The following is a 20006-nucleotide window of genomic DNA, read 5'->3' as shown; positions in this document are numbered from 1 at the left end:
AACTGTCTTTCGACCGGCCAGTGTATGCAGACCGTTTCGATGGCTGTGGGGCGCCTCTGGGGGAGGTATGGCTGTGGGGAGCCGCCGGGGCTGGGACCCCGGCTTGCCGGGCTCACCATTCCCGCCGACCGGACCTCATCGTCCCTGGTAGCGGGCCGAAGTCGCACGGGCCTTGCCGAGCTTCGCGTAGAGTCGGCCGCCCGGGCATTCGGTGGCGAAACCATCCCGGTGACCGGAGATTACATTGAGTCGTACGTTCTTTCCTTTTCGGTAGAGATTTCCGCCCCCGGACTTGAGGTATGTCTTGCCCTTGGGGTTCGCTCCGAAGAGGCCGAGCTTCCATGCCGTGAGCTTCGCGATCGCCTTCACCGCGGCGGCGGGCGGGTTCGCGGCACCGAAGCTCCCGAGGACCGCGATCCCCATGCTGTTGGTGTTGAAACCGAGAGTGTGTGCGCCCATGACCGGCTTGGCCACGCCTCCGGCCCGGCCCTCGTAGATGTTTCCGCACTTGTCGATGAGGAAGTTGTAGCCGATGTCCCGCCAGCCGCTGCTCTTCACGTGGTAGCGGTAGATACTGCGGATGACTGAAGGTGCCTGCGCGCAGCGGTAGTTGTTGCCCGACGCGGTGTGGTGGACGAAGGCGGCCTTCACGGTCTTCGTGTAGCTGAAGTTCCGCTCGCGGAGCGTCTCGTCGGCGCCCCAGCCCCGGCGGGTGACAATGCGCGGACGTGCACCGATGTACGGCTTCACGCGCTGGCCCGTCGCCGGGTCCGCCGCGTCGGCGGTGCCGATCGTGCCGGTCTTGCCTGTCGTACCCGGCTTGTCCTTGGGCCCCGGCCTGTCCTTCGCGCCCGGCTTGTCCTTCGCGCTCGCCGCTTCCGCCGTCTCGCCTCGGGTCGCCAGGAGGTCGGCCTCCGTCTGCTTCTGGCTGAGGGCGGGGATCGCGGTGGCGCCGAGGGGGGCGAGGTCGGCGTTGACGGCGGAGGAGGCCGCCGCCTCCGCCGTCAGGACGTTGCCCCGCGGGGCGTCCACCCCGGAGGCCTGGGGCGGGGGCTCGGCGGCCGGGTCGACGCCGGGGTCGATCAGTTCGATGTGCAGGCCCGTGGGGAGGGGGTCGCCTGCGACGGCCCGGCCGTCCGTTCTCGGCCTGCCGTCCGCCTCCGCCTGGACGCGGACCTCCACACCGTCCGAGTCGCCGACCCACAGGGGGGCCGTGGCCCCGCGCACGCGCCCGGAAGTGCGCTCCGCGGTGTCCGGGTCCGCCGCGTGCTCGTGGTTGTGCGTGTCCACGTCCTGCCAGAGCGACCACTTGGCGGTGCCGCTCGCGCGGGTACGGACCTGGACGCTGCCGTGGAGTTCCGTGTCCGGGTTGTCCCAGACGACACCCACGAGGGAGAAGCGGCGTACGTCGCGTCGCGGGAGACCTTGGGCGGAGGCGGCGGGGGAAGCGGGGGCGGACGTGGGGGGCAGGGTGCGATCGCCGGAGGACGGGGCCGGGGGCGCGAGGGGTGCCAGAGGGAGGGACTGGGTGCTGCCGGGGATCGAGCGGTCGGTCGCGGGAGCGGAGGCCGCGGAGGCGGAGACGGCGGTTCCTGCTGCCGCCTCGGCCGAGGCGGCCGTCTCGGCCGATGTTGTCGTCTCGGCCGATGTCGTCGACGTGCTCGGTGTTTCCGGTCGGGCCCTGGCCGTTCGTTCGGATGCCGGTCTGTCCGGTGTCGCCCGGTCGGTGGTCGGGCTCTCGGCCGCCGGGGGTGCGGCCGCGGCGTCGGTGGACACGGCCAGGGGGAAGGCCAGGGCGGCCGCACACGTGACGGCAATCGAGGAAGCAAGATATCCGCGCATGCCCCTGATCCTGGACATAGTCATACTTATCTGTCCATCTGGGATTTGACGGACCGTCGGCCGGACTCCGCCGAACCGGTGGCCCTCACTCACCCGCCCGGGCGGGTGTCCGCGTACCCTTGCGTCCCGTGAACGCCACCGACCGCACCCCTGCCGACCTGCTGCGATCCGCGCTCGCCACGGATCCCGCGCGCCCCCTGGTGACCTTCTACGACGACGCCACGGGTGAACGTGTCGAACTGTCCGTGGCCACCTTCGCCAATTGGGTGGCCAAGACCGCCAACCTGCTCCAGGGCGAGCTGGCCGCCGAGCCCGGGGAGCGGGTCGCGTTGCTGCTGCCCGCGCACTGGCAGACGGCGGTGTGGCTGCTCGCCTGTTCCTCCGTGGGGGTCGTGGCGGATGTCGGGGGTGATGCGGGTGCGGCCGACCATGTGGTGGCCGGGCCCGGGCAGTTCGAGGCCGGGCTCGCGTGTTCCGGGGAGCGGGTGGCGTTGTCGCTCGCGCCGCTCGGGCGGCGGTTCGCCCAGGTGCCGGCCGGATACGCCGACTACGCCGTCGAGGTGCCCGGTCAGGGGGATGTCTTCCAGGCGTACGGGCCTGTGGATCCGGAGTCGCCCGCGGTTGTTGTCGCCGGGGCGGAGCTGACGGGGGCGGAGGTTGTCGAGCGGGCTCGTGCGGATGCGCCCGGGCTGGGGCTGGGCGGGCCGGGGGCTCGGTTGTTGTCCGCGCTTTCGTACGACACGTGGGAGGGGTTGAGCGCCGGGCTCTTCGCTCCGCTCGCCGTCGGGGGGTCCGTGGTGTTGTGCCGGAACCTTGAGCAGGTCGGGGAGGATGCGTTGGCGAAGCGGATCGAGAGTGAGCGGGTTTCGGCTACGGCTCGTTGACGGGGGCCGCCGGGGTGAGGGGCTGACTCAGGGGCTCCGCCCCCGAACCCCCAAAAGACTGCGCAGTTCCCCGCGCCCCTAAGAAGGGGCCCGCAGCCGGCCCCTCCCCATCCCCCATTCGGCCCACCCCCCGGAGCCTCCCGCCCCCTCCCGGGCCATGGTCGTAGGAGCAGGCCCGTACGCCATGAGGGGTGGACTCAGACGTGAGCGACACCGGAGGGACTCGGGGTGCGGCGCCGGGGGCGGTCGGGCCCGGGGTCGGGGCGTCTCCCACCGGGGCCGGGGTCAGGCGGCGGCGGAGGCGGTGGCTGCGGTACACCGCGGTCGGCGTGGTCGTGGTCGTGGTGGGCGCCGCGGGAGCCGGCTGGGTGCTGTACGAGAAGCTGAACGGCAACATCACGTCGGACGACGACACCGCCGCCGAACTCGCGCGGTTCGAGAAGGAGCGGCCGACCTCGCTGGTGCGCGACGCGCAGAACATCCTGCTGATCGGGTCGGACTCACGGTCGGGGGACGGGAACCAGAAGTACGGACGGGACTCCGGCACCGAGCGGTCCGACACCACCATCCTGTTGCATCTCCCGGCCGACCGGCGCAGCGCGACCGCGGTCTCCCTCCCCCGCGATCTGATGGTGGACGTGCCGAGCTGCCGGCGGCCCGACGGCAGCCGCACCTCGCCGACGTTCGCGATGTTCAACTACGCCTTCCAGAGCGGCGGTTCGGCGTGCACGATCCGTACGGTCGAGAAGCTGACCGACATCCGGATCGACCACCACATGGTCGTGGACTTCCACGGCTTCAAGGACATGGTCGACGCCGTCGACGGGGTCGTGGTGTGCCTGAAGGAGCCGATCGACGATCCCGCCGCCAAGCTCCGGCTGCCCGCGGGCAAGGTGAAGCTCAACGGCGAGCAGGCCCTCGGGTACGTACGCGCCCGCAAGACCATCGGTGACGGCAGCGACACCGACCGGATGGACCGCCAGCAGCGGTTCCTGGGCGCCCTCGTCAACAAGGTGCGCAGCAATGACGTACTGCTGAATCCGGTGAAGCTCTATCCGGTGCTGGACGCGGCGACCTCCTCGCTCACCACCGACCCGGGCCTCGCGAGCCTGCGGGGCCTGTACGACCTGGTCCGGGGCATGCGCAACATCCCCACCGAACGTGTGCAATTCCTTACGGTGCCGCGGGAGTCGTACGCGTACAACGCCAATCGCGACCAGCTCGTGGAACCCGAGGCGGAGAAACTCTTCGAACGGCTGCGCATGGACGCCCCGTTGGAGGTCTCGAAGGAACTTCCGGAGGATTCCGGCACAAAGAGGAGCGGTGCGGAGTCGGTCGGTGACGGGGACGCTTACGGCGATTCGTACAACTACGAGCCCCGCGAGGGGAGTTATGGAGAGCGGGAGAGGGGCCACCGCCAGGGTTTCAGTCAGGAAGATGGCAAATCGGGCGCAAAGCGGCCCGAAGACCCTTCGCTGACGCCGAGTCCCGCGCCGACTTTCCGTGGGAACACGGCCGCCGAGGACGCCTGCGGTTAACGCCCGAACAGGCCTCTGGGTAAAGAGCACACCAAGACGGGGAACGTACGTTCAAAGAATTGGGTGGATTGCCCGGTTGTAGGGAAGTGGAATTTCTCACCGTCGTCGCTCGGCGCCGAACTGGGCGGATAGTGTGAGCGATCCGGTGCACCCGGTCCTGAGGTCCGTCCTGAGGTCGCGCACTGGTTGGACCGACTGACCGAGCGTCTTTTGAGGGGGAAAGACGCCGCGTGGCCCCGACGGAGGACTCAAGCAACCGTGGACGCGCAAGGCCGTGGGCGGGCGGACGATATCGACCCCGCAGACCAGTGGGTACTCAACCCGAACACAGGCGACTACGAACTGCGACTGCAGAGTTCCGCACCGCAGTCGACGGTTCCCGGTCCCCGGAGAACCGCCACCCGCGCCGGAGGGGCGGCAACACGCCCGCGTACCGCGCCGGGTCGTGAGCGTGAGCGTGAGATTCCGGGCACCGATGTGCCCGGACCGCGCAGGCGCCGCGGCACGCCGGACGAGCCACCTCCGGGCCGCCGCCGGACGAAACCCAAGAAGTCGCGGGCGAAGAAGATACTGCTGTGGACCGGCGGCGGCATGGCCCTCGTGCTGGTCGGTGTCTCGGCGGCCGCGTACGCCTACATCAAGCACCTAGAGGGCAACGTCAGCACGACGGACGTCGGCAGCGCGGGTGCGAGCGGCTTCAGCAAGGACGAGGCCTTCAACATCCTGATCATCGGTACGGACAAGCGCACCGGTGCGGGCAACGAGGGCTACGGCGACAAGGGCAGCGTCGGACACGCCGACACGAACATCCTGTTGCACGTCTCCAAGGACCGTACGAACGCGACCGCGATGAGCATTCCGCGTGACCTGATGGTCGACATTCCGGACTGTCCGACCAAGCAGGAGGACGGCACGGAGAAGATCGTTTCCGGGACGCTCAACCAGCGCTTCAACACGAGCCTGGGTCAGGGCGGCCGGGACCCGGGCTGCACCATGCGCACCGTCAAGGAGGTCACCGGCATCTCGGTGGACCACTTCATGATGGCCGACTTCAACGCCGTCAAGACCCTGACCACCGCGGTGGACGGCGTCGACGTCTGTGTGGAGAAGGCCGTCGACGACAAGGAGTCGAAGCTCAAGCTGCCGGCCGGTACGTCCAAGGTCGAGGGCGAGCAGGCGCTCGCCTTCGTGCGGACCCGGCACAGCTTCGGCAACCAGGGCGACCTCGACCGCATCAAGGTGCAGCAGCAGTTCCTCGGATCGCTGATGCGCAAGATGGCGTCCAGCGACACCCTCACCAACCCCAGCAAGCTGCTGAAGCTCGCCGAGGCCGCCACCAAGGCACTGACGGTGGACACCGGCATCGGAAAGGTCAGCACGCTCAAGGACGTGGCGCTGGAGCTGAAGAAGGTGCCGCCGAAGAACATCACCTTCACCACGGTGCCGGTACGGGACAACCCGGCCGAGAAGATCAAGGCGACCGTCGTCGTCGACGAGTCGCGCGCGCCCCAGGTCTTCCAGATGATCAAGAGCGACACCTCCTTCACCGCCGTGAAGAAGAAGGAGGCGAAGGAGAAGGCCGCGGTCGCCGCCCGTCTCAAGGGCGAGAAGTCCGCCGCCTCGGAGGTGCGCGTGCAGATCCTCAACGGCGGTGCCCCGGACGGCAGTGCGCAGGCCCAGCTCAACTGGCTGCAGCTCGAAGCGGGTGTGTCCAAGTCCGAGAACGCGGGCAACTCGGGCCAGACACTGCCCAAGACGACGCTCGAGTACGCGCCCGATCAGGCGGACCAGGCCCGCAGGCTGGCCGACATCATGGGTCTGAGCGGATCGGCGATGAAGCCGGGCAAGAGCGTCACCAACTCCCAGGGACTGCCGACGATGACACTCACGCTGGGAGAGGACTTCAAGGGCGCCGGGGTGAAGCTGAACTCCGCTTCGGCCGCCACCCCGGATGTGGAGAAGTCCACGGCGGACAAGGTCCAGTGCGCCAGCTGACCCGCTGACGCAAGCGACCTGACGGGCCTGCCGCACGTCTTACGGGGCGAGCGGCGGGCCTTTGCCTGGTGTGGAGTTGGGGCCCGGGGGCCGATCTGCTCGGTGCCGAGGACGGGCTCGGCCGGCGCTGGGGGGCGGGTTGCTCGGATTCGGGGGCAGGTCTGCCTGATGCCGAGGAGGGTTTGCCTGGGGGCGGATTCAGCCGGTGTCAGGTGCCGAGTTGGCCGGTGCCAAGTGCGGGGTCGGCACTCGGCAGGTGCAGGTCAGTCCGTCTCAGGTGCGGGTCGGTTGGGATTCGGTTCGGAGTTTTGCGGCTTGGAACACAACCGTGCGGGGCTCACGTTGGTCTGACGTGGGGCACCGCTGTGTCGACTGCACGTCCGTCCGACGTCGGCCGCATACCGGGCCGACAGCACGCGACCGTGCCGGTCGCTGATTTTGCCGATGCGTAGCCAACCCGGTTCGGGCCCACAGGGGTCTGACAGGTGGCGGACCAGTGTCGGACAGGGTGGCCTGACAGGGTTCGCTCCGCACCGGCCAGGGAGGGCCGGACGCGGGGCGCGGCCTCGTGTCGGGCAACAGGGGTGGGGAAGGGGCAGGGAGTTGAGTCGGAGCAGTGTGCAGGGGGAGGTGCCAGCGGTCGAGGACACGATGTCCCTCGCACCGCAGGGCAAGGGCACAGCGGCCGGACCGGGCAGGCACGGCGGGAACCCGCGGCGCCCAGGAGGCCAGGAGACCGACCGGTCCCGCCGCAGACGGCGGGCCCTGCGCTGGTCTGCGACGGTCCTGGCGGTGGCGATACTCGGGACCGCCGGCACGGGATACCTGTACTACCGGCACCTGAACAACAACATCGAGAAGGGCGAGCGCAGCAGCGGCGACTCGAAGGCGCCGAAGACGGCGCCCAACGCTGCCGGGCAGACTCCGCTGAACATCCTGCTGGTCGGCTCCGACAGCCGTGCCTCCGACGCGAACGTGGCCCTGGGCGGCAGCCGGGACAACCGCGGCAACCCGCCGCTGGGCGACGTGCAAATGCTCATCCACCTGTCCGCGGACCGCAAGAGCGCCGCGGTGGTGACCATCCCGCGCGACACCCGCGTCGACATCCCCAAGTGCACGGACCCGAAGGACGGCAAGACCTATTCGGCGACCAACGACATCATCAACACGTCGCTGTCCCGCGGCGGAGCCGGCTGCACCCTGGCCACCTGGCAGAACCTCACCGGGGTCTACATCGACCACTGGATGACGATCGACTTCGCGGGCGTCGTGAGCATGGCGGACGCGATCGGCGGGGTCGAGGTCTGTGTGAGACAGAACGTGAAGGACGGCCCGCTGCCCGGTGTGCCCGGCGGCTCCGGCCTGAAGCTGAAGGCCGGTACGAAGAAGGTCCAGGGCAAGCAGGCGCTCCAGTGGCTGCGCACGCGCCACGCCTGGGGCAGCGACCTCATGCGGGCCAGGGCCCAGCACATGTACATGAACTCGATGATCCGCGGGATGAAGGACCAGAACGTCTTCACCGACACGGGCCGGCTGATGGGTCTGGCCGAGGCGGCCACGAAGTCGCTGACGGTCTCCGAGGAGATCGGCACGGTCAAGAAGCTGTACGACCTGGGCATGCAGCTCAAGACGGTACCGACGAACCGCATCACCATGACGACGATGCCGAACGTCCCTGACCCGCTGGACGCCAACCACGTGGTGCCGGCCGGTGCCGACGCCGAGAAGCTGTGGTCGATGCTCCGCGACGACGTGCCCTTCGACAAGAACGGCACGGACTCGGGCGCGAAGAAGACCGAGGAGAAGACCTCCAAGGACCCGGCCGCGGCCGACGGCCAGATCGCCGTACAGGTGCAGAACGGCACGCGGACCAGCACGGAGGGGGCGGCGCCCCTGCGGGCGAGCGCGATCGCGGATCAGCTCGTCGGCAAGGGCTTCACCCAGGCTGTGGCGGACCGCTCGGCGTCGCTCAGCGAGGACAAGACGGTCGTCCGCTATCCGAGTGCGGACCTGGAGGGCGACGCCCAGCGGGTCGCCAAGTCGCTGGGGATTCCGATGAGTTCGGTGAAGCGGAGCACCGACGTCTCCGGGGTCACCCTCGTCGTGGGCGCCGACTGGCGTACGGGCACGGCCTATCCGAAGAAGTCGGCCCCGAAGGCCGGGGACATCCCCGGCAACGCCGATGCCATCAACGGGTCGGACAAGAGCCAGTGCATGGACGTGTACAAGCCCTACCGCTGGTAGCCGTCCCGGTGGGGCGGTCCCGAGCGGCCGCCCCACCGCAGGTACGAGGGACTCGCACCGCCTCCTGACGTGCGGGATCGAGCGGACTCCAAGCGCACGGAATCAGTCATTCCATGGCCATTAATGGACATGTACACATCACACCTGCTGTCGAAGAGCAGTTCGATGATGTGATCATCCTCGACGATCTTCCTTCCCCCGTCGAGCCCTTCAGGAGTGCAACGTGAAGTCCAGGAGCAAAGTCGCCCGCTACGCCACCTCGATGGCCCTCATGCTGTCGGGCATCGCGGGCTACTCGCTCGTCACGGCGCCCGCCGCCAGCGCAGCCACGTACGGCTGCAACGGCTCCCAGATCGACAGCTGGAACAACACGTACAACGGCACCACGTACGCCACGACCTACCTGTTCTGGGACGGCACCTACAACTGCGTCGCGGCCGTGAAGCGCGGTTCGTACTACGGGGTCAAGTCCCGCATCAGAGTGGACGCCTGGACGAACAAGGACGGCTACGTCCCCCCGGGGGACGACGGCCAGTACCTCTACTACGCGAACTTCAAGTTCAAGGGCGTGGACCGCTGTATCGCGGTCGAGACGGACGTGTGGAACCTGAACGGCAACAACATCATCCAGGACCACGTTCCGCCGTCCGGCTACTTCCACTGCGGCTGACACCGATCTGACGGGAACTCAAACATGTTCAACACCAAGCGACTTGGTTCGGTGGCAGCCGTCCTCGGCCTGACGGTCGCCGGAACGGTCGCCGCCACCGGCACCGCCTCGGCCGCCTCCTACAACGGCGGCTGCGGGTCCGGCTACAGCGTGATCGGCTCCAGGGACGTCGGCGACGGCAACGTCTTCGTCACGTACAACAGCTCCAACGGTTACAACTGCGTCGTCACCGTCAGCGACACCCCGGGCTCGTCGATGTATCTGGACGCCCGGCTGCGGGTCCACCGGACCGACACCGTGTGGAGGGCCAGCGAGGTGGACTCGGGCAACTTCAGCTACTACGCGGGTCCCGTGTACCTGAAGGCCGTGGACACCTGCATCGACTACGGCGGCACCGCCGGCAACGCGAGCTACATCCAGGTCAACTACAAGCGCCACTGCGGCTGATCCCGCGAACGGCGAAGGCCCCTTTCCCTGTCCGGAAGGGGCCTTCGTCATGTCTGCCGCGGAGGCGGTCAGTTCTCGCTCAGCACCGCCGGCCGACGCGACGCGATGACCTTCTTCGCCAGTGACTTCGGGCTGCTCAGAAAGCCGATGCCCCACGACATGTGCATGGTGGCGAGGGCGACGGGAATCCACAGCCGGGCCTTCAGCGGCAGCCCCCTGCCCGCGGGGAGGGAGCCGAGGGCGATCGCCGCCAGGTAGGTGCCCGGGACCAGGAAGCCCCAGGGCGTCACCGCCGCGCCCACCACGAGCCCGAGGACGATCGCGCAGACCGCGGCCGGCGGGGCCAGATAGCGCAGGTTGATCGAACCCGAGTGGTAGCGGGCGACGACATGACGCCAACGCCCGTAGTCCTTGTACTGCCTGGCCAGGGCCAGCATCGAGGGACGCGGGCGGTACGAGACCCGCAGCTCGGGCGAGAACCAGATCAGGCCGCCCGCCTCACGGATCCGGAAGTTCAGCTCCCAGTCCTGGGCGCGGATGAACTCCTCGTTGTAGCCGCCCTGTTGCTCCAGGGCCTCACGGCGGAACACACCGAGGTACACGGTCTCGGCCGGTGCGGCCTCGCCGCCCGTGTGGAAGGCCGCGTTGCCCACGCCGATCTTCGACGTCATCGCCGCGGCGACCGCGTGCTCCCAGTCGTTCTCGCCCTCGGCGTGCATGATGCCGCCGACGTTCTGCGCGCCGGTCTCCTCCAGGAGGCGGACGGCGGTCGCGATGTAGTTCGGCGAGAGCATGCCGTGCCCGTCGACGCGTACCACGATCGGGTGGCGCGAGGCCTTGATCGCGGCGTTCAGCGCGGCGGGGGTGCGGCCGGTCGGGTTCGGGACCGTGTGCACACGGGGGTCTTCTCGTACGAGCTCGGCCGCGATCTCGTCCGTACGGTCCGTCGAGGGACCGATGGCGATCACGACCTCCATCTCGCCCCCGTACTCCTGGGCGAGGATCGCTTGGACGGCTCCGCGCAGATGCCGTTCCTCGTTGAGGACGGGCATGATCACGGAAACGGCGGGGAGCTGCGCGTCGGGCTTGGCGTTCATCGCGGATTACGTTACCGCGAATGGGGGACACGGACGCGCGCCGCCCGGTCCCTGCGCCGGGCCGCAGATCGTATGGGCCTACGGTGCTCACGGACCCCCACACCCGGCCGACGCGGAGGTGTCCGCCTTGCCCACGCCGCCCCGCTCCCCCGCCCGCCCACAGCGGCAGCGCCCAGCGCGGCCGCCCGTACGGCGCAGGCGGCCGCGCTGGGCCATGCGGGTGACGACCTCGGTGTCCGTGACGGTGCTCGCGGCGGCCGGCATCGGGCACGCGCTGCTCACCGGTCTCGGCTCCGACATCGACCGGATCGACCCCTTCAAGGACATGAAGAACCGGCCCGCGCACGGCCACGGCATGAACGTCCTGCTCGTCGGCACCGACGGCCGCGACCGGATCACCCCGGAGGAGAAGGAGAAGTACCGGCTCGGCGGCGCCCCCTGCCACTGCACCGACACGATCATGATCGTGCACCTCTCCGAGGACCGGAAGCGGGCCAGCATCGTGAGCCTGCCGCGCGACTCGTACGCCGAGACGCCCGCCCACATCGACCGCACCACCGGCCGACGGCACCAGCCGCACCCGGTCAAGCTGAACGCCGCGTACGCGGAGGGCGGGCCGCAGCTGACCGTGCGGACCGTCGAGAACATGACCCGCGTCAAGATCGACCACTATCTGGAGGTCGACTTCACCAGCTTCATCAAGACCGTGGACGTACTCGGCGGGGTCCGGATCTGCACGGTGAAGCCGCTCAAGGACACCTACACCGGGCTCGACCTGCCGACCGGTGTGCACGATCTGAACGGCGGGCAGGCGCTGCAGTACGTGCGCTCGCGGCACATCGACGGGGCCTCGGACCTCGGCCGGATGCAGCGCCAGCAGCGCTTCCTGGCCGCGCTGATCGAGCGGGCCACCTCGTCGGGAGTGCTGCTCAACCCGATCAGGTTCCGGGACGTGACCGGGGCCGTGCTCGGCTCGGTGCGCGCCGACAAGGGCCTCGGGTCCGACGAACTCGTCGACCTGGGGCGGGCGATGCGTAGCTTCTCGCCGTCCTCCTCGGAGTTCACGACGGTCCCGATCGGGAAGATGGGGTACGCCGTGAAGGGCATCGGTTCGACCCTGAAGTGGGACGAGCAGAAGGCGGACCGGCTCTTCCGCACCCTGCGCGACGACAAGCCGCTCGCCCCGCACCGGGTCCGCTCGAACGCCCTGCGTGTCGATGTCGCCCCGCAGCAGATCCGGGTCCAGGTCGAGAACGGCACCATGACCGCCGGCCTCGGCCGCCGCGTCGACAGCGGCCTGGCGGCCACCGGCTTCCGCACGACCCGGGCCCCCGTGAACGCCCCCGACCGCTCGGTCCCGCGCACGATCGTCCAGTACGACCCCCGCTGGGACCGTTCCGCGAAATCCCTCGCCACAGCCCTGCCCGGCAGCGAGCTACGCCCCGTGAACGGCCAGGGCCCGCTCATGAAGGTGATCGCCGGCGCGGACTTCAAACAGGTCCACAAGGTCCGAGCGGAAGACCCCACCCAGGGCGAATTCAAAACGGTGACGGGCGACCAGGTGGTCTGCCCGTAGAGAACCAATCCGGCGGGGGCTCACATCCGAATACCAGGTGGCCGCCCAAATCTCCGGCCGAGCCTCGTTCCCCGGCCCAGTCAGGCGCGCCCCGTAAGGGGCGCGGGGAACTGCGCGACCAGCCACATCCGGCCCGCACCCGCCAAACGCACCCGCGGCCCCAGCCGCAGCCGCAGCCGCCCTAGTCGTCGAGCCCCTCGGACGCCCGCTTCTCCCGCAACTCCACAATCGCCCGCCGCCGGGCAAGCCGATGCGTACGACGAATCTGCGCCTCCTGATGGCGACGCCGATCCCGCTCGGTCTCCGGAACCACCGGAGGCACCCGCCGAGGCTTGCCATCGGCATCCACCGCGGCGAAGACCAGGTAGGCCGAGCCCACCTGCTGAGGCGGCGTCGACTCGTTCCAACGCTCGGCGAGAACGCGGACGCCGACCTCCATCGACGTACGACCCGTCCAGTTCACCTGTGCCTTCACATGCACGAGGTCGCCTACGCGTACGGGTTCCAGGAACGCCATCTCGTCCATCGAGGCGGTCACGGCGGGCCCGCCGGAGTGCCGCCCGGCCACCGCGCCGGCCGCGTCGTCGACCAGTTTCATGATCACGCCACCGTGCACCGTGCCCAGAAGGTTGGTGTCGTTGTGGCTCATGATGTGGCTCAGGGTGGTTCGGGACGCCGAAGTCGGCTTGCCCGGAATATCGGATTCCGGGGCACGGGCCTGGTCTGTCATGCCGCCCACCTTATGCCGGGCACTCGCAAGGGTTGCTTTGCATCAGCTCTGCAACAGCCCTGGTGCGATTTTCCGAAGACTCTTGTATGGCACACAGTGGGACCCTGCACACTGGGCCCATGAGCGATTGGCCCCAGGGACACAACGGCGGCGACCGTCACGGCCGCGGCAGCGCAGGCGCCGAGCCCGAGGGCGCCCGTGTGATGCGGCAGGTGCAGCGCGGCTCGGGGGCCGGTCCACGCCCCTCGGCGCCGTCGCGCGGAATCCCGCCCCAGCCGACGTACACGGACGGCTACGGCGAGGACGCCTACGACAGCGGCTACAACACCGGACAGGTGTACGGCTCGCCGGGCGGAGGCGGTCCGCAGGATCCTCCCGGCGGCCATGGACGGGGTCCGCGGCCCGCGCCGAACTGGCGCAAGCGGATCAAGTGGACCGCGATCACGGTGGTCACCGTGCTGGTCGTGGTCTCCGTGGGCACGTACTTCTGGGCCGACTCGAAGCTCAAGCGCGAGGTCGACCTGTCGAAGGTGATCGACCGGCCCGACGCGGGCGAGGGCACGAACTACCTGATCGTCGGCTCCGACAGCCGCGAGGGTCTGTCCGCCGAGGAGAAGAAGAAGCTCCGCACGGGATCCGCCGAGGGCAAGCGCACGGACTCGATGATGATCCTGCACGTCGGCGACAACGGGAACACGATGATCTCGCTGCCGCGCGACTCGAACGTGACGATCCCCACGTTCGTGGGCTCCGAGTCCGGCAAGACCTTCCCGGGCACCGGCCGTCAGGTGAAGCTGAACGCGGCGTACGCGGAGGACGGGCCCGAGCTGCTCGTGCGGACCGTCGAGGCCAACACCGGACTGCGGATCGACCACTACGCGGAGATCGGCTTCGCCGGCTTCGCCAAGATCGTCGACGCGGTGGGCGGTGTCGAGCTGGACATCCCCAAGGCGTTCAAGGACAAGAAGTCCGGCGCCGACTTCCAGGCGGGCAAGCAGACCCTGAACGGCGAGGAGGCGCTCGCCTTCGTCCGTACGCGGTACGCGTTCGCCAACAGCGACCTGGACCGTACGAAGAACCAGCAGAAGTTCCTCGCGGCCCTGGCGAGCCAGACGGCGACGCCGTCCACGGTCCTCAACCCCTTCAAGCTCTACCCGACCATGGGCGCCGGCCTCGACACCCTCACCGTCGACAAGGACATGTCCCTCTGGGACCTCGCCTCGATGTTCTGGGCCATGAAGGGCATCACCGGCGGCGACGGCAAGTCGATGAACATGCCGATCTCGGGCAACTCCGCGAACGGCAACCTCCAGTGGGACACCGCCAAGGTCAAGACCCTGGTGAACGAGCTGAAGAACGACGAGAAGGTGACGGTGTCGGGGAACTGACCCCGCGCGACCGGGCACCGATCCAGAAGATCCAGAACTGAGGGCACCCCCGAGGGGGTGCCCTCAGTCATGCCCCAGGTCCACGGGCCACCGGACTCGGTCAAGATCGGCCATAAATACGTCAGCGCACTTCTAATCCGTTGACGCCGATCACCACAATCGATAGTTTACGATCTTGTGAGCGCATTTGCGCGTACATGACAACGGAGGTCTGCAGTGAAGGCAAAGAGAGCATTCGTCGGAAGCGCCGCACTTCTGGCGACTCTCCTGGGGGTGGCGCAGGGTACTGCGTTCGCCGACACGCACAACTCGTCCGACACGAAGGGGAGCACCGGCCGGTGCGCCTCGAGTCACGTATGCCTCTACTTCAACTCCGGCCAGACCGGTGCGAAGTTCAGCGTCGCCTATGACAAGAACAACGCCAATGTGACGGCTGCGATACCGAATCTCGCCAACTACCGCTTCGACTCTTCTGGTTCCGGTGCGGGACAGACGGTGAAGAACAACGCGGCGTCGGCTGAGATCAACGGCCTCAACTGTTCCATGTGGGTCTACTACAGCAGCAACTACGGCGGGAATGTCGACTGGCTGGCTGGAAACTCCTACGGGCAGCTCTGGTACACGTACAACGAGAACGCCTCTCTGAAGGCCGGTTGCCCGTAATCCGGTAAGCCATGATCCGGCCCTGCCGGTGAGCCATGATCCGGCCCTGACTGATTTCCGCGGTCAGGGCCGGGATGCTTTGTAGAGCAGCCCGCGGTTCGCCACGGGCTGTCGAGCGATCGAAGAATCGATAGATCATGAGACGCGTCAGGAACATCGTCACCGCGGCCTGCGCCGCAGCCACCCTGCTGGGGCTTTCCTCCTGTTCCGCTTCCGGGGACCGCCCCGACCGGGCCCCCCGGGCGGCGGCGCCCACCGAGACCACGGAGACCACCGAGCGCGCGGAGCCGTCCTCCGGCGTCGACGCCAATCCGCTCCCGCTGCCCGTGCAGAAGTATCTTCTGGTGCCGGCCGAGATATCGGCCATCAAGCCCGCCACCATCATTCTGCTCAATACGTGCCTGCAGAAGCGGAACGTGCCGCCGATAAAGGAGACGACGGGCAAGACAGGTCGTCGAAGCGATCCCGACCCCTATCAGGTCGCGCGACGCTATGGGCCGATCGTAAAGGCCGACGTCCTGACCTACGGCTATCACCTCCCTCCCACATGGCTCGGTGACACCACCGCGCCTCCGAAGACCTCGGCCCGGCAGGAGGCCGCCATGAGCGGTCCTTCGGGCTGCCTGGCCGTGTCCCAGAAGGAACTCACCGGCGGCCACCCCATGGATTCCCCTGCCGCCCGGCAGATCAGCGGCAAAAGCTTCACTGAGTCCCTGAAGGATCCCAAGGTGAAGGCGGTCACCGCCGACTGGTCAAGGTGCATGGCCAAGAAGGGCTATTCGTTCACGGACCCTCTGCAGGCGCTCTCGAAGGCCGATCTGAGTTCTCCGAAACCCGGCGGGAAGGAACTGCTCACCGCGGCCGCCGACTACGCCTGCAAGGAATCCACCCGTCTGATCCGCACATGGCAGCAAGCCGAGACCAGGATCCAGGACAAGGAAATAGCCGGGCAGCGATCAGCCCTGGAGAAGGCGAACGCGCGGAAGGCCCGGATCCTGGCGAAAGCAGAAAAGATCGTCGCCCGGGGCGGATGAACGGCCGATGAGCGACCGGCGGGCCGTGCGTCGGCGCGTACCGCTTCCGAAGGGCCGGACACAGCTGTGGCCCTCCGCCGAGGGGCGGAGGGCCACGGCATGCGGGCCGACGGCGGGCCCTACGGCAGGTTCCGTGCCATCACGATGCGCTGGACCTGGTTCGTGCCCTCGTAGATCTGGGTGATCTTGGCGTCGCGCATCATGCGCTCGACCGGGTAGTCGCGGGTGTAGCCGTAGCCGCCGAGGAGCTGGACCGCGTCCGTGGTGACCTCCATCGCCACGTCCGACGCGAAGCACTTGGCCGCGGCGCCCTGGAAGGTGAGGTCCCCTTCGCCGCCTCCGGCAGAGACGCGCTCCGACTTCGCCGCGGCCTGGTACGTCAGGGCGCGGGCGGCCTCGATCTTCATGGCCATGTCGGCGAGCATGAACTGGATGCCCTGGAAGTCGGCGATCGCCTTGCCGAACTGCTTGCGCTCCTGGACGTAGCCCTTGGCGTAGTCGAGGGCGCCCTGGGCGATGCCGAGGGCCTGGGCCGCGATCGTGATGCGGGTGTGGTCCAGGGTCTTCATCGCGGTGGCGAAACCTGTGCCCTCCTCGCCGATCATGCGGTCGGCCGGGATGCGAACGTTGTCGAGGTAGACCTCGCGCGTCGGGCTGCCCTTGATGCCGAGCTTCTTCTCCGGGGCACCGAAGGAGACACCCTCGTCCGACTTCTCGACGACGAAGGCCGAGATGCCCTTGGAGCGCTTGGTGGGGTCGGTCACGGCCATCACCGTGTAGTACTCCGACTCGCCCGCGTTGGTGATCCAGCGCTTCACGCCGTTCAGGACGTAGAAGTCGCCGTCGCGGACCGCCTTCGTCTTCATGCCCGCCGCGTCCGAGCCCGCGTCCGGCTCGGAGAGGGCGTACGAGAACATCGCGTCACCCTTGGCCAGCGGGCCCAGGTACTTCTTCTTCAGGTCCTCGGAGCCGGAGAGGATCACCGGGAGCGAGCCCAGCTTGTTCACCGCGGGGATCAGGGAGGAGCTGGCACAGACCCGCGCCACCTCCTCGATCACGATCACCGTGGCCAGCGCGTCGGCGCCTGCACCGCCGTACGTCTCCGGTACGTGCACGGCGTGCAGGTCGGAGGAGACCAGGGCGTCCAGAGCCTCCTGGGGGAAACGGGCTTCCTCGTCCACCGCCGCGGCGTACGGCGCGATCTTCGCCTCGGCCAGTGAGCGGATCGCGTCGCGGAGCATGTCGTGCTCCTCGGACGGGCGGTACAGGTCGAAATCAGCCGATCCGGCCAAGGTCTCTCACGCTCCAAAGACGCTGTGATGCTGACGCTAATTACCGTTAAGTAACTCAAATTTTAGGGGCCCGCCCACGGGAGTGATACGTGAGCTTGGCGACAAGAGGAAAACTGCCCGGTGAAGCACTCGAACAAGCCCCGACTATGCTCGGTCAGCGCACTCGAGGCGCACTGCAGGCGCACCCCTGACGGATACCTGACGGACACCTACTGGAGCATCCATGGCCCTCAAGATCACCGTGATCGGCACCGGCTACCTCGGCGCCACGCACGCCGCCGCCATGGCCGAGCTCGGGTTCGAGGTGCTGGGACTCGACGTCGTGCCCGAGAAGATCGAGATGCTCCAGCGGGGCGAGGTCCCGATGTACGAGCCGGGACTCGAAGAGCTGCTGGCCAAGCACGTCGCCGGTATCGAGGGGTCCAGCGGGCGGCTGCGGTTCACCATGGACTGGGCCGAGGTCGCGGAGTTCGGTGACGTCCACTTCGTCTGTGTGAACACCCCGCAGAAGCACGGCGAGTACGCGTGCGACATGTCGTACGTCGACGCCGCCTTCGCCTCGCTCGCACCCCATCTGACGGGCCCCGCCCTCGTCGTCGGCAAGTCCACCGTGCCCGTGGGGTCGGCCGAGCGGCTGGGCCGCACGCTGGTCGGGCTCGCCCCCGCCGGCGAGGACGTGGAGCTGGCCTGGAACCCCGAGTTCCTGCGCGAGGGCTTGGCCGTCCAGGACACGCTGCACCCCGACCGCATCGTGGCCGGCGTCCGCAGCGAGCGCGCCGAGAAGCTGCTGCGCGAGGTGTACGCGACGCCGCTGGCCGAGGGCACGCCCTTCGTGGTGACCGACTTCCCGACCGCCGAGCTGGTGAAGACCGCCGCGAACTCCTTCCTCGCCACCAAGATCTCCTTCATCAACGCGATGGCCGAGGTCTGCGAGGCCGCCGGCGGCGACGTCGTGAAGCTCGCCGAGGCGATCGGCTACGACGACCGGATCGGCAAGAAGTTCCTGCGCGCGGGCATCGGCTTCGGCGGCGGCTGCCTCCCCAAGGACATTCGCGCCTTCATGGCACGCGCCGGTGAACTGGGCGCCGACCAGGCGCTCACCTTCCTGCGCGAGATCGACTCCATCAATATGCGGCGCCGCGGCCAGATGGTGGAAATGACGCGTGAGGCACTCGGCGGCGGATCGTTCCTCGGGAAGCGGATCGCGGTGCTCGGCGCGACCTTCAAGCCGGATTCCGACGACGTCCGGGATTCGCCCGCGCTGAATGTCGCCGGGCAGATTCATCTGCAGGGCGGCCAGGTCACGGTCTACGACCCCAAGGGCATGGACAACGCCCGGCGCCTCTTTCCGACCCTGGCGTACGCGGAGACGGCCGCGGAGGCCGTACGCGGCGCTCATGCCGTCCTGCACCTCACCGAGTGGAGCGAGTTCCGCGAGCTGGACCCGGCGGCGCTCGGCGAGGCCGTGACGGACCGCGTCGTGCTGGACGGCCGCAACGCGCTCGACCCCGCCGTGTGGCGGGCGGCGGGCTGGACGTACCGGGCGATGGGCCGACCGGCCGCCTGATCGGCACATGCCCTGCACTGCGCAGTAGAGACACCGGCGAACGGCACCGCCGGGCGCCGGCCGGGAACCGGGCCCTGCTCGTCGCCGGGCTCGGCGTCGACGACCGGCACCACGACCGACACGGCGGCGAGCACGGCTCAGGCGCCCGCAGCCGCCGCTGCCGACCACCAGGTCGACATCATGGGCAACAAGCTCGGCGAGACCGTCCAGTGGACCAACCAGGACCGGCCCCGCACGACGTGAAGACCACCTCCGGTCCGGTCGCCATCCCGCAGAAGGGGCAGAGCTGGAGCTTCACGTTCACGACGGCCGGGGCGTACGGGTACTACTGCACCGTGCACCCGGACATGACGGCCCGGACAGTGGTCCAGGCGGCACCGACTCCCGCGGCGCCGACCCATACGCATGCAGGGTCGGGCCGGCACAAGTCCGGGAACGGTCTACTTCGCGCGATAGCGGCGCATCTTCGCCCGTGCCCCGCAGACGGACATCGAGCACCAGCGGCCACGCCCCGCCGGGCTGCGGTCGTAGTACGCCCAGTGGCAGTCCGGTGCCTCGCAGGCCTTGAGGCGGAGCCAGGTGCCGGCGGTGAGGGACTCGGCGACGGCCGCGGCGACCCGGGAGGTGAGGACCGCCGGGTCCGCCGGCCGGAGCGTGGCCGAGCCGTCCGCCGCGGAGACCGTGACGACGAGCGGGGCCGAGGCGAGCAGCTCGTCGAGGGGGCGTACCTCCCGGTGTGCCGGATGGCCCGCGTGCGCGAGACAGACGGCCCGCAGCGACTCACGCAGTTCCCGCGCGGCCTCCACGTCGGCCTCCGCCAGGCCCAGCCCGGCGCGCCCCTCCACCGTGTCCAGGGAGTCGGCACCCGACTCGATGTCCAGGGTGTTCACCAGGGACTGGAGAAGTGCCAGCCCGCCGGGTGCGGGCGCGCGGTCATTCATACCGGCGACGTTACCTCCGGCGGCGGCCATACGGTAACCGCGGCCACCCCGGACCGCCCCACGCACGCAGTCGTCCCGAACCGCTCAACGCACCGCCA

16 protein-coding genes are annotated in these 20006 nt (G+C 68.8%); 11 read left to right on the top strand and 5 right to left on the bottom strand.

Going from position 1 to position 20006, the window contains the following annotated elements; translation table 11 throughout:
• Positions 1–135 precede the first annotated feature (135 nt).
• Positions 136–1860 carry a peptidoglycan recognition protein family protein gene (locus tag JEQ17_RS28320; RefSeq protein WP_200401762.1) on the bottom strand — a complete coding sequence of 575 codons (1725 nt, stop codon included), beginning with the start codon at positions 1858–1860 and terminating at the stop codon, positions 136–138.
• A 110-nt stretch (positions 1861–1970) separates the two neighbouring features.
• Here JEQ17_RS28320 and JEQ17_RS28315 point away from each other — a divergent pair, with 110 nt between their 5' ends.
• The 6 genes from JEQ17_RS28315 (at position 1971) to JEQ17_RS28290 (ending at position 9620) form a co-directional block, all read left to right on the top strand.
• Complete coding sequence (locus tag JEQ17_RS28315) at positions 1971–2726, top strand: TIGR03089 family protein (RefSeq protein ID WP_200397804.1); 756 nt, start codon at positions 1971–1973, stop codon at positions 2724–2726.
• A gap of 203 nt (positions 2727–2929) precedes the next feature.
• The gene (locus JEQ17_RS28310) at positions 2930–4264 is read left to right on the top strand and encodes an LCP family protein (RefSeq protein WP_200397803.1); all 1335 of its coding nucleotides are present in this window, start codon (positions 2930–2932) and stop codon (positions 4262–4264) included.
• Between the two features lie 258 nt (positions 4265–4522).
• Positions 4523–6259 carry an LCP family protein gene (locus JEQ17_RS28305; RefSeq protein WP_200397802.1) on the top strand — a complete coding sequence of 579 codons (1737 nt, stop codon included), beginning with the start codon at positions 4523–4525 and terminating at the stop codon, positions 6257–6259.
• A gap of 651 nt (positions 6260–6910) precedes the next feature.
• Complete coding sequence (locus tag JEQ17_RS28300; RefSeq protein WP_200397801.1) at positions 6911–8503, top strand: LCP family protein; 1593 nt, start codon at positions 6911–6913, stop codon at positions 8501–8503.
• Between the two features lie 223 nt (positions 8504–8726).
• The gene (locus JEQ17_RS28295; protein WP_200397800.1) at positions 8727–9173 is read left to right on the top strand and encodes a hypothetical protein; all 447 of its coding nucleotides are present in this window, start codon (positions 8727–8729) and stop codon (positions 9171–9173) included.
• A 24-nt stretch (positions 9174–9197) separates the two neighbouring features.
• On the top strand, positions 9198–9620 hold the full coding sequence (locus JEQ17_RS28290) for a spore-associated protein A (protein ID WP_200397799.1): 423 nt from the start codon (positions 9198–9200) through the stop codon (positions 9618–9620).
• 68 nt (positions 9621–9688) lie between these two features.
• On the opposite strand, the gene JEQ17_RS28285 is transcribed toward JEQ17_RS28290, so the two are convergent.
• The gene (locus JEQ17_RS28285) at positions 9689–10717 is read right to left on the bottom strand and encodes a glycosyltransferase family 2 protein (protein WP_200397798.1); all 1029 of its coding nucleotides are present in this window, start codon (positions 10715–10717) and stop codon (positions 9689–9691) included.
• 127 nt (positions 10718–10844) lie between these two features.
• Here JEQ17_RS28285 and JEQ17_RS28280 point away from each other — a divergent pair, with 127 nt between their 5' ends.
• Positions 10845–12293: an LCP family protein gene (locus JEQ17_RS28280; RefSeq protein WP_234048394.1), complete on the top strand. Its 1449-nt coding sequence runs from the start codon at positions 10845–10847 to the stop codon at positions 12291–12293.
• A 181-nt stretch (positions 12294–12474) separates the two neighbouring features.
• Here JEQ17_RS28280 and JEQ17_RS28275 read toward each other — a convergent pair whose 3' ends face one another.
• Positions 12475–13023, bottom strand: coding sequence for an acyl-CoA thioesterase (locus tag JEQ17_RS28275; RefSeq protein ID WP_200397797.1), 549 nt, complete (start codon positions 13021–13023; stop codon positions 12475–12477).
• 119 nt (positions 13024–13142) lie between these two features.
• Between JEQ17_RS28275 and JEQ17_RS28270 the strand changes: the two genes are divergently transcribed.
• The 3 genes from JEQ17_RS28270 (at position 13143) to JEQ17_RS28260 (ending at position 16108) form a co-directional block, all read left to right on the top strand.
• Positions 13143–14411 (top strand): LCP family protein, encoded by a 1269-nt coding sequence (locus tag JEQ17_RS28270; protein ID WP_200397796.1) that lies wholly within the window; start codon positions 13143–13145, stop codon positions 14409–14411.
• Positions 14412–14684: 273 nt separating this feature from the next.
• Positions 14685–15074 carry a peptidase inhibitor family I36 protein gene (locus JEQ17_RS28265; protein WP_200397795.1) on the top strand — a complete coding sequence of 130 codons (390 nt, stop codon included), beginning with the start codon at positions 14685–14687 and terminating at the stop codon, positions 15072–15074.
• Between the two features lie 137 nt (positions 15075–15211).
• Positions 15212–16108 (top strand): hypothetical protein, encoded by an 897-nt coding sequence (locus JEQ17_RS28260; RefSeq protein WP_200397794.1) that lies wholly within the window; start codon positions 15212–15214, stop codon positions 16106–16108.
• Positions 16109–16227: 119 nt separating this feature from the next.
• Here JEQ17_RS28260 and JEQ17_RS28255 read toward each other — a convergent pair whose 3' ends face one another.
• Positions 16228–17400 carry an acyl-CoA dehydrogenase family protein gene (locus JEQ17_RS28255; protein WP_267924799.1) on the bottom strand — a complete coding sequence of 391 codons (1173 nt, stop codon included), beginning with the start codon at positions 17398–17400 and terminating at the stop codon, positions 16228–16230.
• 223 nt (positions 17401–17623) lie between these two features.
• Between JEQ17_RS28255 and JEQ17_RS28250 the strand changes: the two genes are divergently transcribed.
• Complete coding sequence (locus JEQ17_RS28250; protein ID WP_200397792.1) at positions 17624–18967, top strand: UDP-glucose dehydrogenase family protein; 1344 nt, start codon at positions 17624–17626, stop codon at positions 18965–18967.
• A gap of 440 nt (positions 18968–19407) precedes the next feature.
• Here the strand turns inward: JEQ17_RS28250 and JEQ17_RS28245 are convergent, their stop codons facing one another.
• Positions 19408–19908, bottom strand: a complete 501-nt coding sequence (locus JEQ17_RS28245; RefSeq protein ID WP_200397791.1) for a CGNR zinc finger domain-containing protein — start codon at positions 19906–19908, stop codon at positions 19408–19410.
• Between the last annotated feature and the right edge of the window lie 98 nt (positions 19909–20006).

It is taken from the genome of Streptomyces liliifuscus, from assembly GCF_016598615.1.
GTDB lineage: Bacteria > Actinomycetota > Actinomycetes > Streptomycetales > Streptomycetaceae > Streptomyces > Streptomyces liliifuscus.
This window is presented reverse-complemented; position numbering and strand designations above follow the sequence as displayed.

Excerpts from the sequence above, each read along its gene's own strand:
- JEQ17_RS28250 (WP_200397792.1), top strand. The coding sequence starts at position 17,624 with ATGGCCCTCAAGATCACCGTGATCGGCACCGGCTACCTCGGCGCCACG.
- JEQ17_RS28275 (WP_200397797.1), bottom strand. The coding sequence starts at position 13,023 with ATGACAGACCAGGCCCGTGCCCCGGAATCCGATATTCCGGGCAAGCCG.
- JEQ17_RS28260 (WP_200397794.1), top strand. The coding sequence starts at position 15,212 with ATGAGACGCGTCAGGAACATCGTCACCGCGGCCTGCGCCGCAGCCACC.
- JEQ17_RS28320 (WP_200401762.1), bottom strand. The coding sequence starts at position 1,860 with ATGTCCAGGATCAGGGGCATGCGCGGATATCTTGCTTCCTCGATTGCC.
- JEQ17_RS28285 (WP_200397798.1), bottom strand. The coding sequence starts at position 10,717 with ATGAACGCCAAGCCCGACGCGCAGCTCCCCGCCGTTTCCGTGATCATG.
- JEQ17_RS28245 (WP_200397791.1), bottom strand. The coding sequence starts at position 19,908 with ATGAATGACCGCGCGCCCGCACCCGGCGGGCTGGCACTTCTCCAGTCC.
- JEQ17_RS28300 (WP_200397801.1), top strand. The coding sequence starts at position 6,911 with ATGTCCCTCGCACCGCAGGGCAAGGGCACAGCGGCCGGACCGGGCAGG.
- JEQ17_RS28290 (WP_200397799.1), top strand. The coding sequence starts at position 9,198 with ATGTTCAACACCAAGCGACTTGGTTCGGTGGCAGCCGTCCTCGGCCTG.
- JEQ17_RS28270 (WP_200397796.1), top strand. The coding sequence starts at position 13,143 with ATGAGCGATTGGCCCCAGGGACACAACGGCGGCGACCGTCACGGCCGC.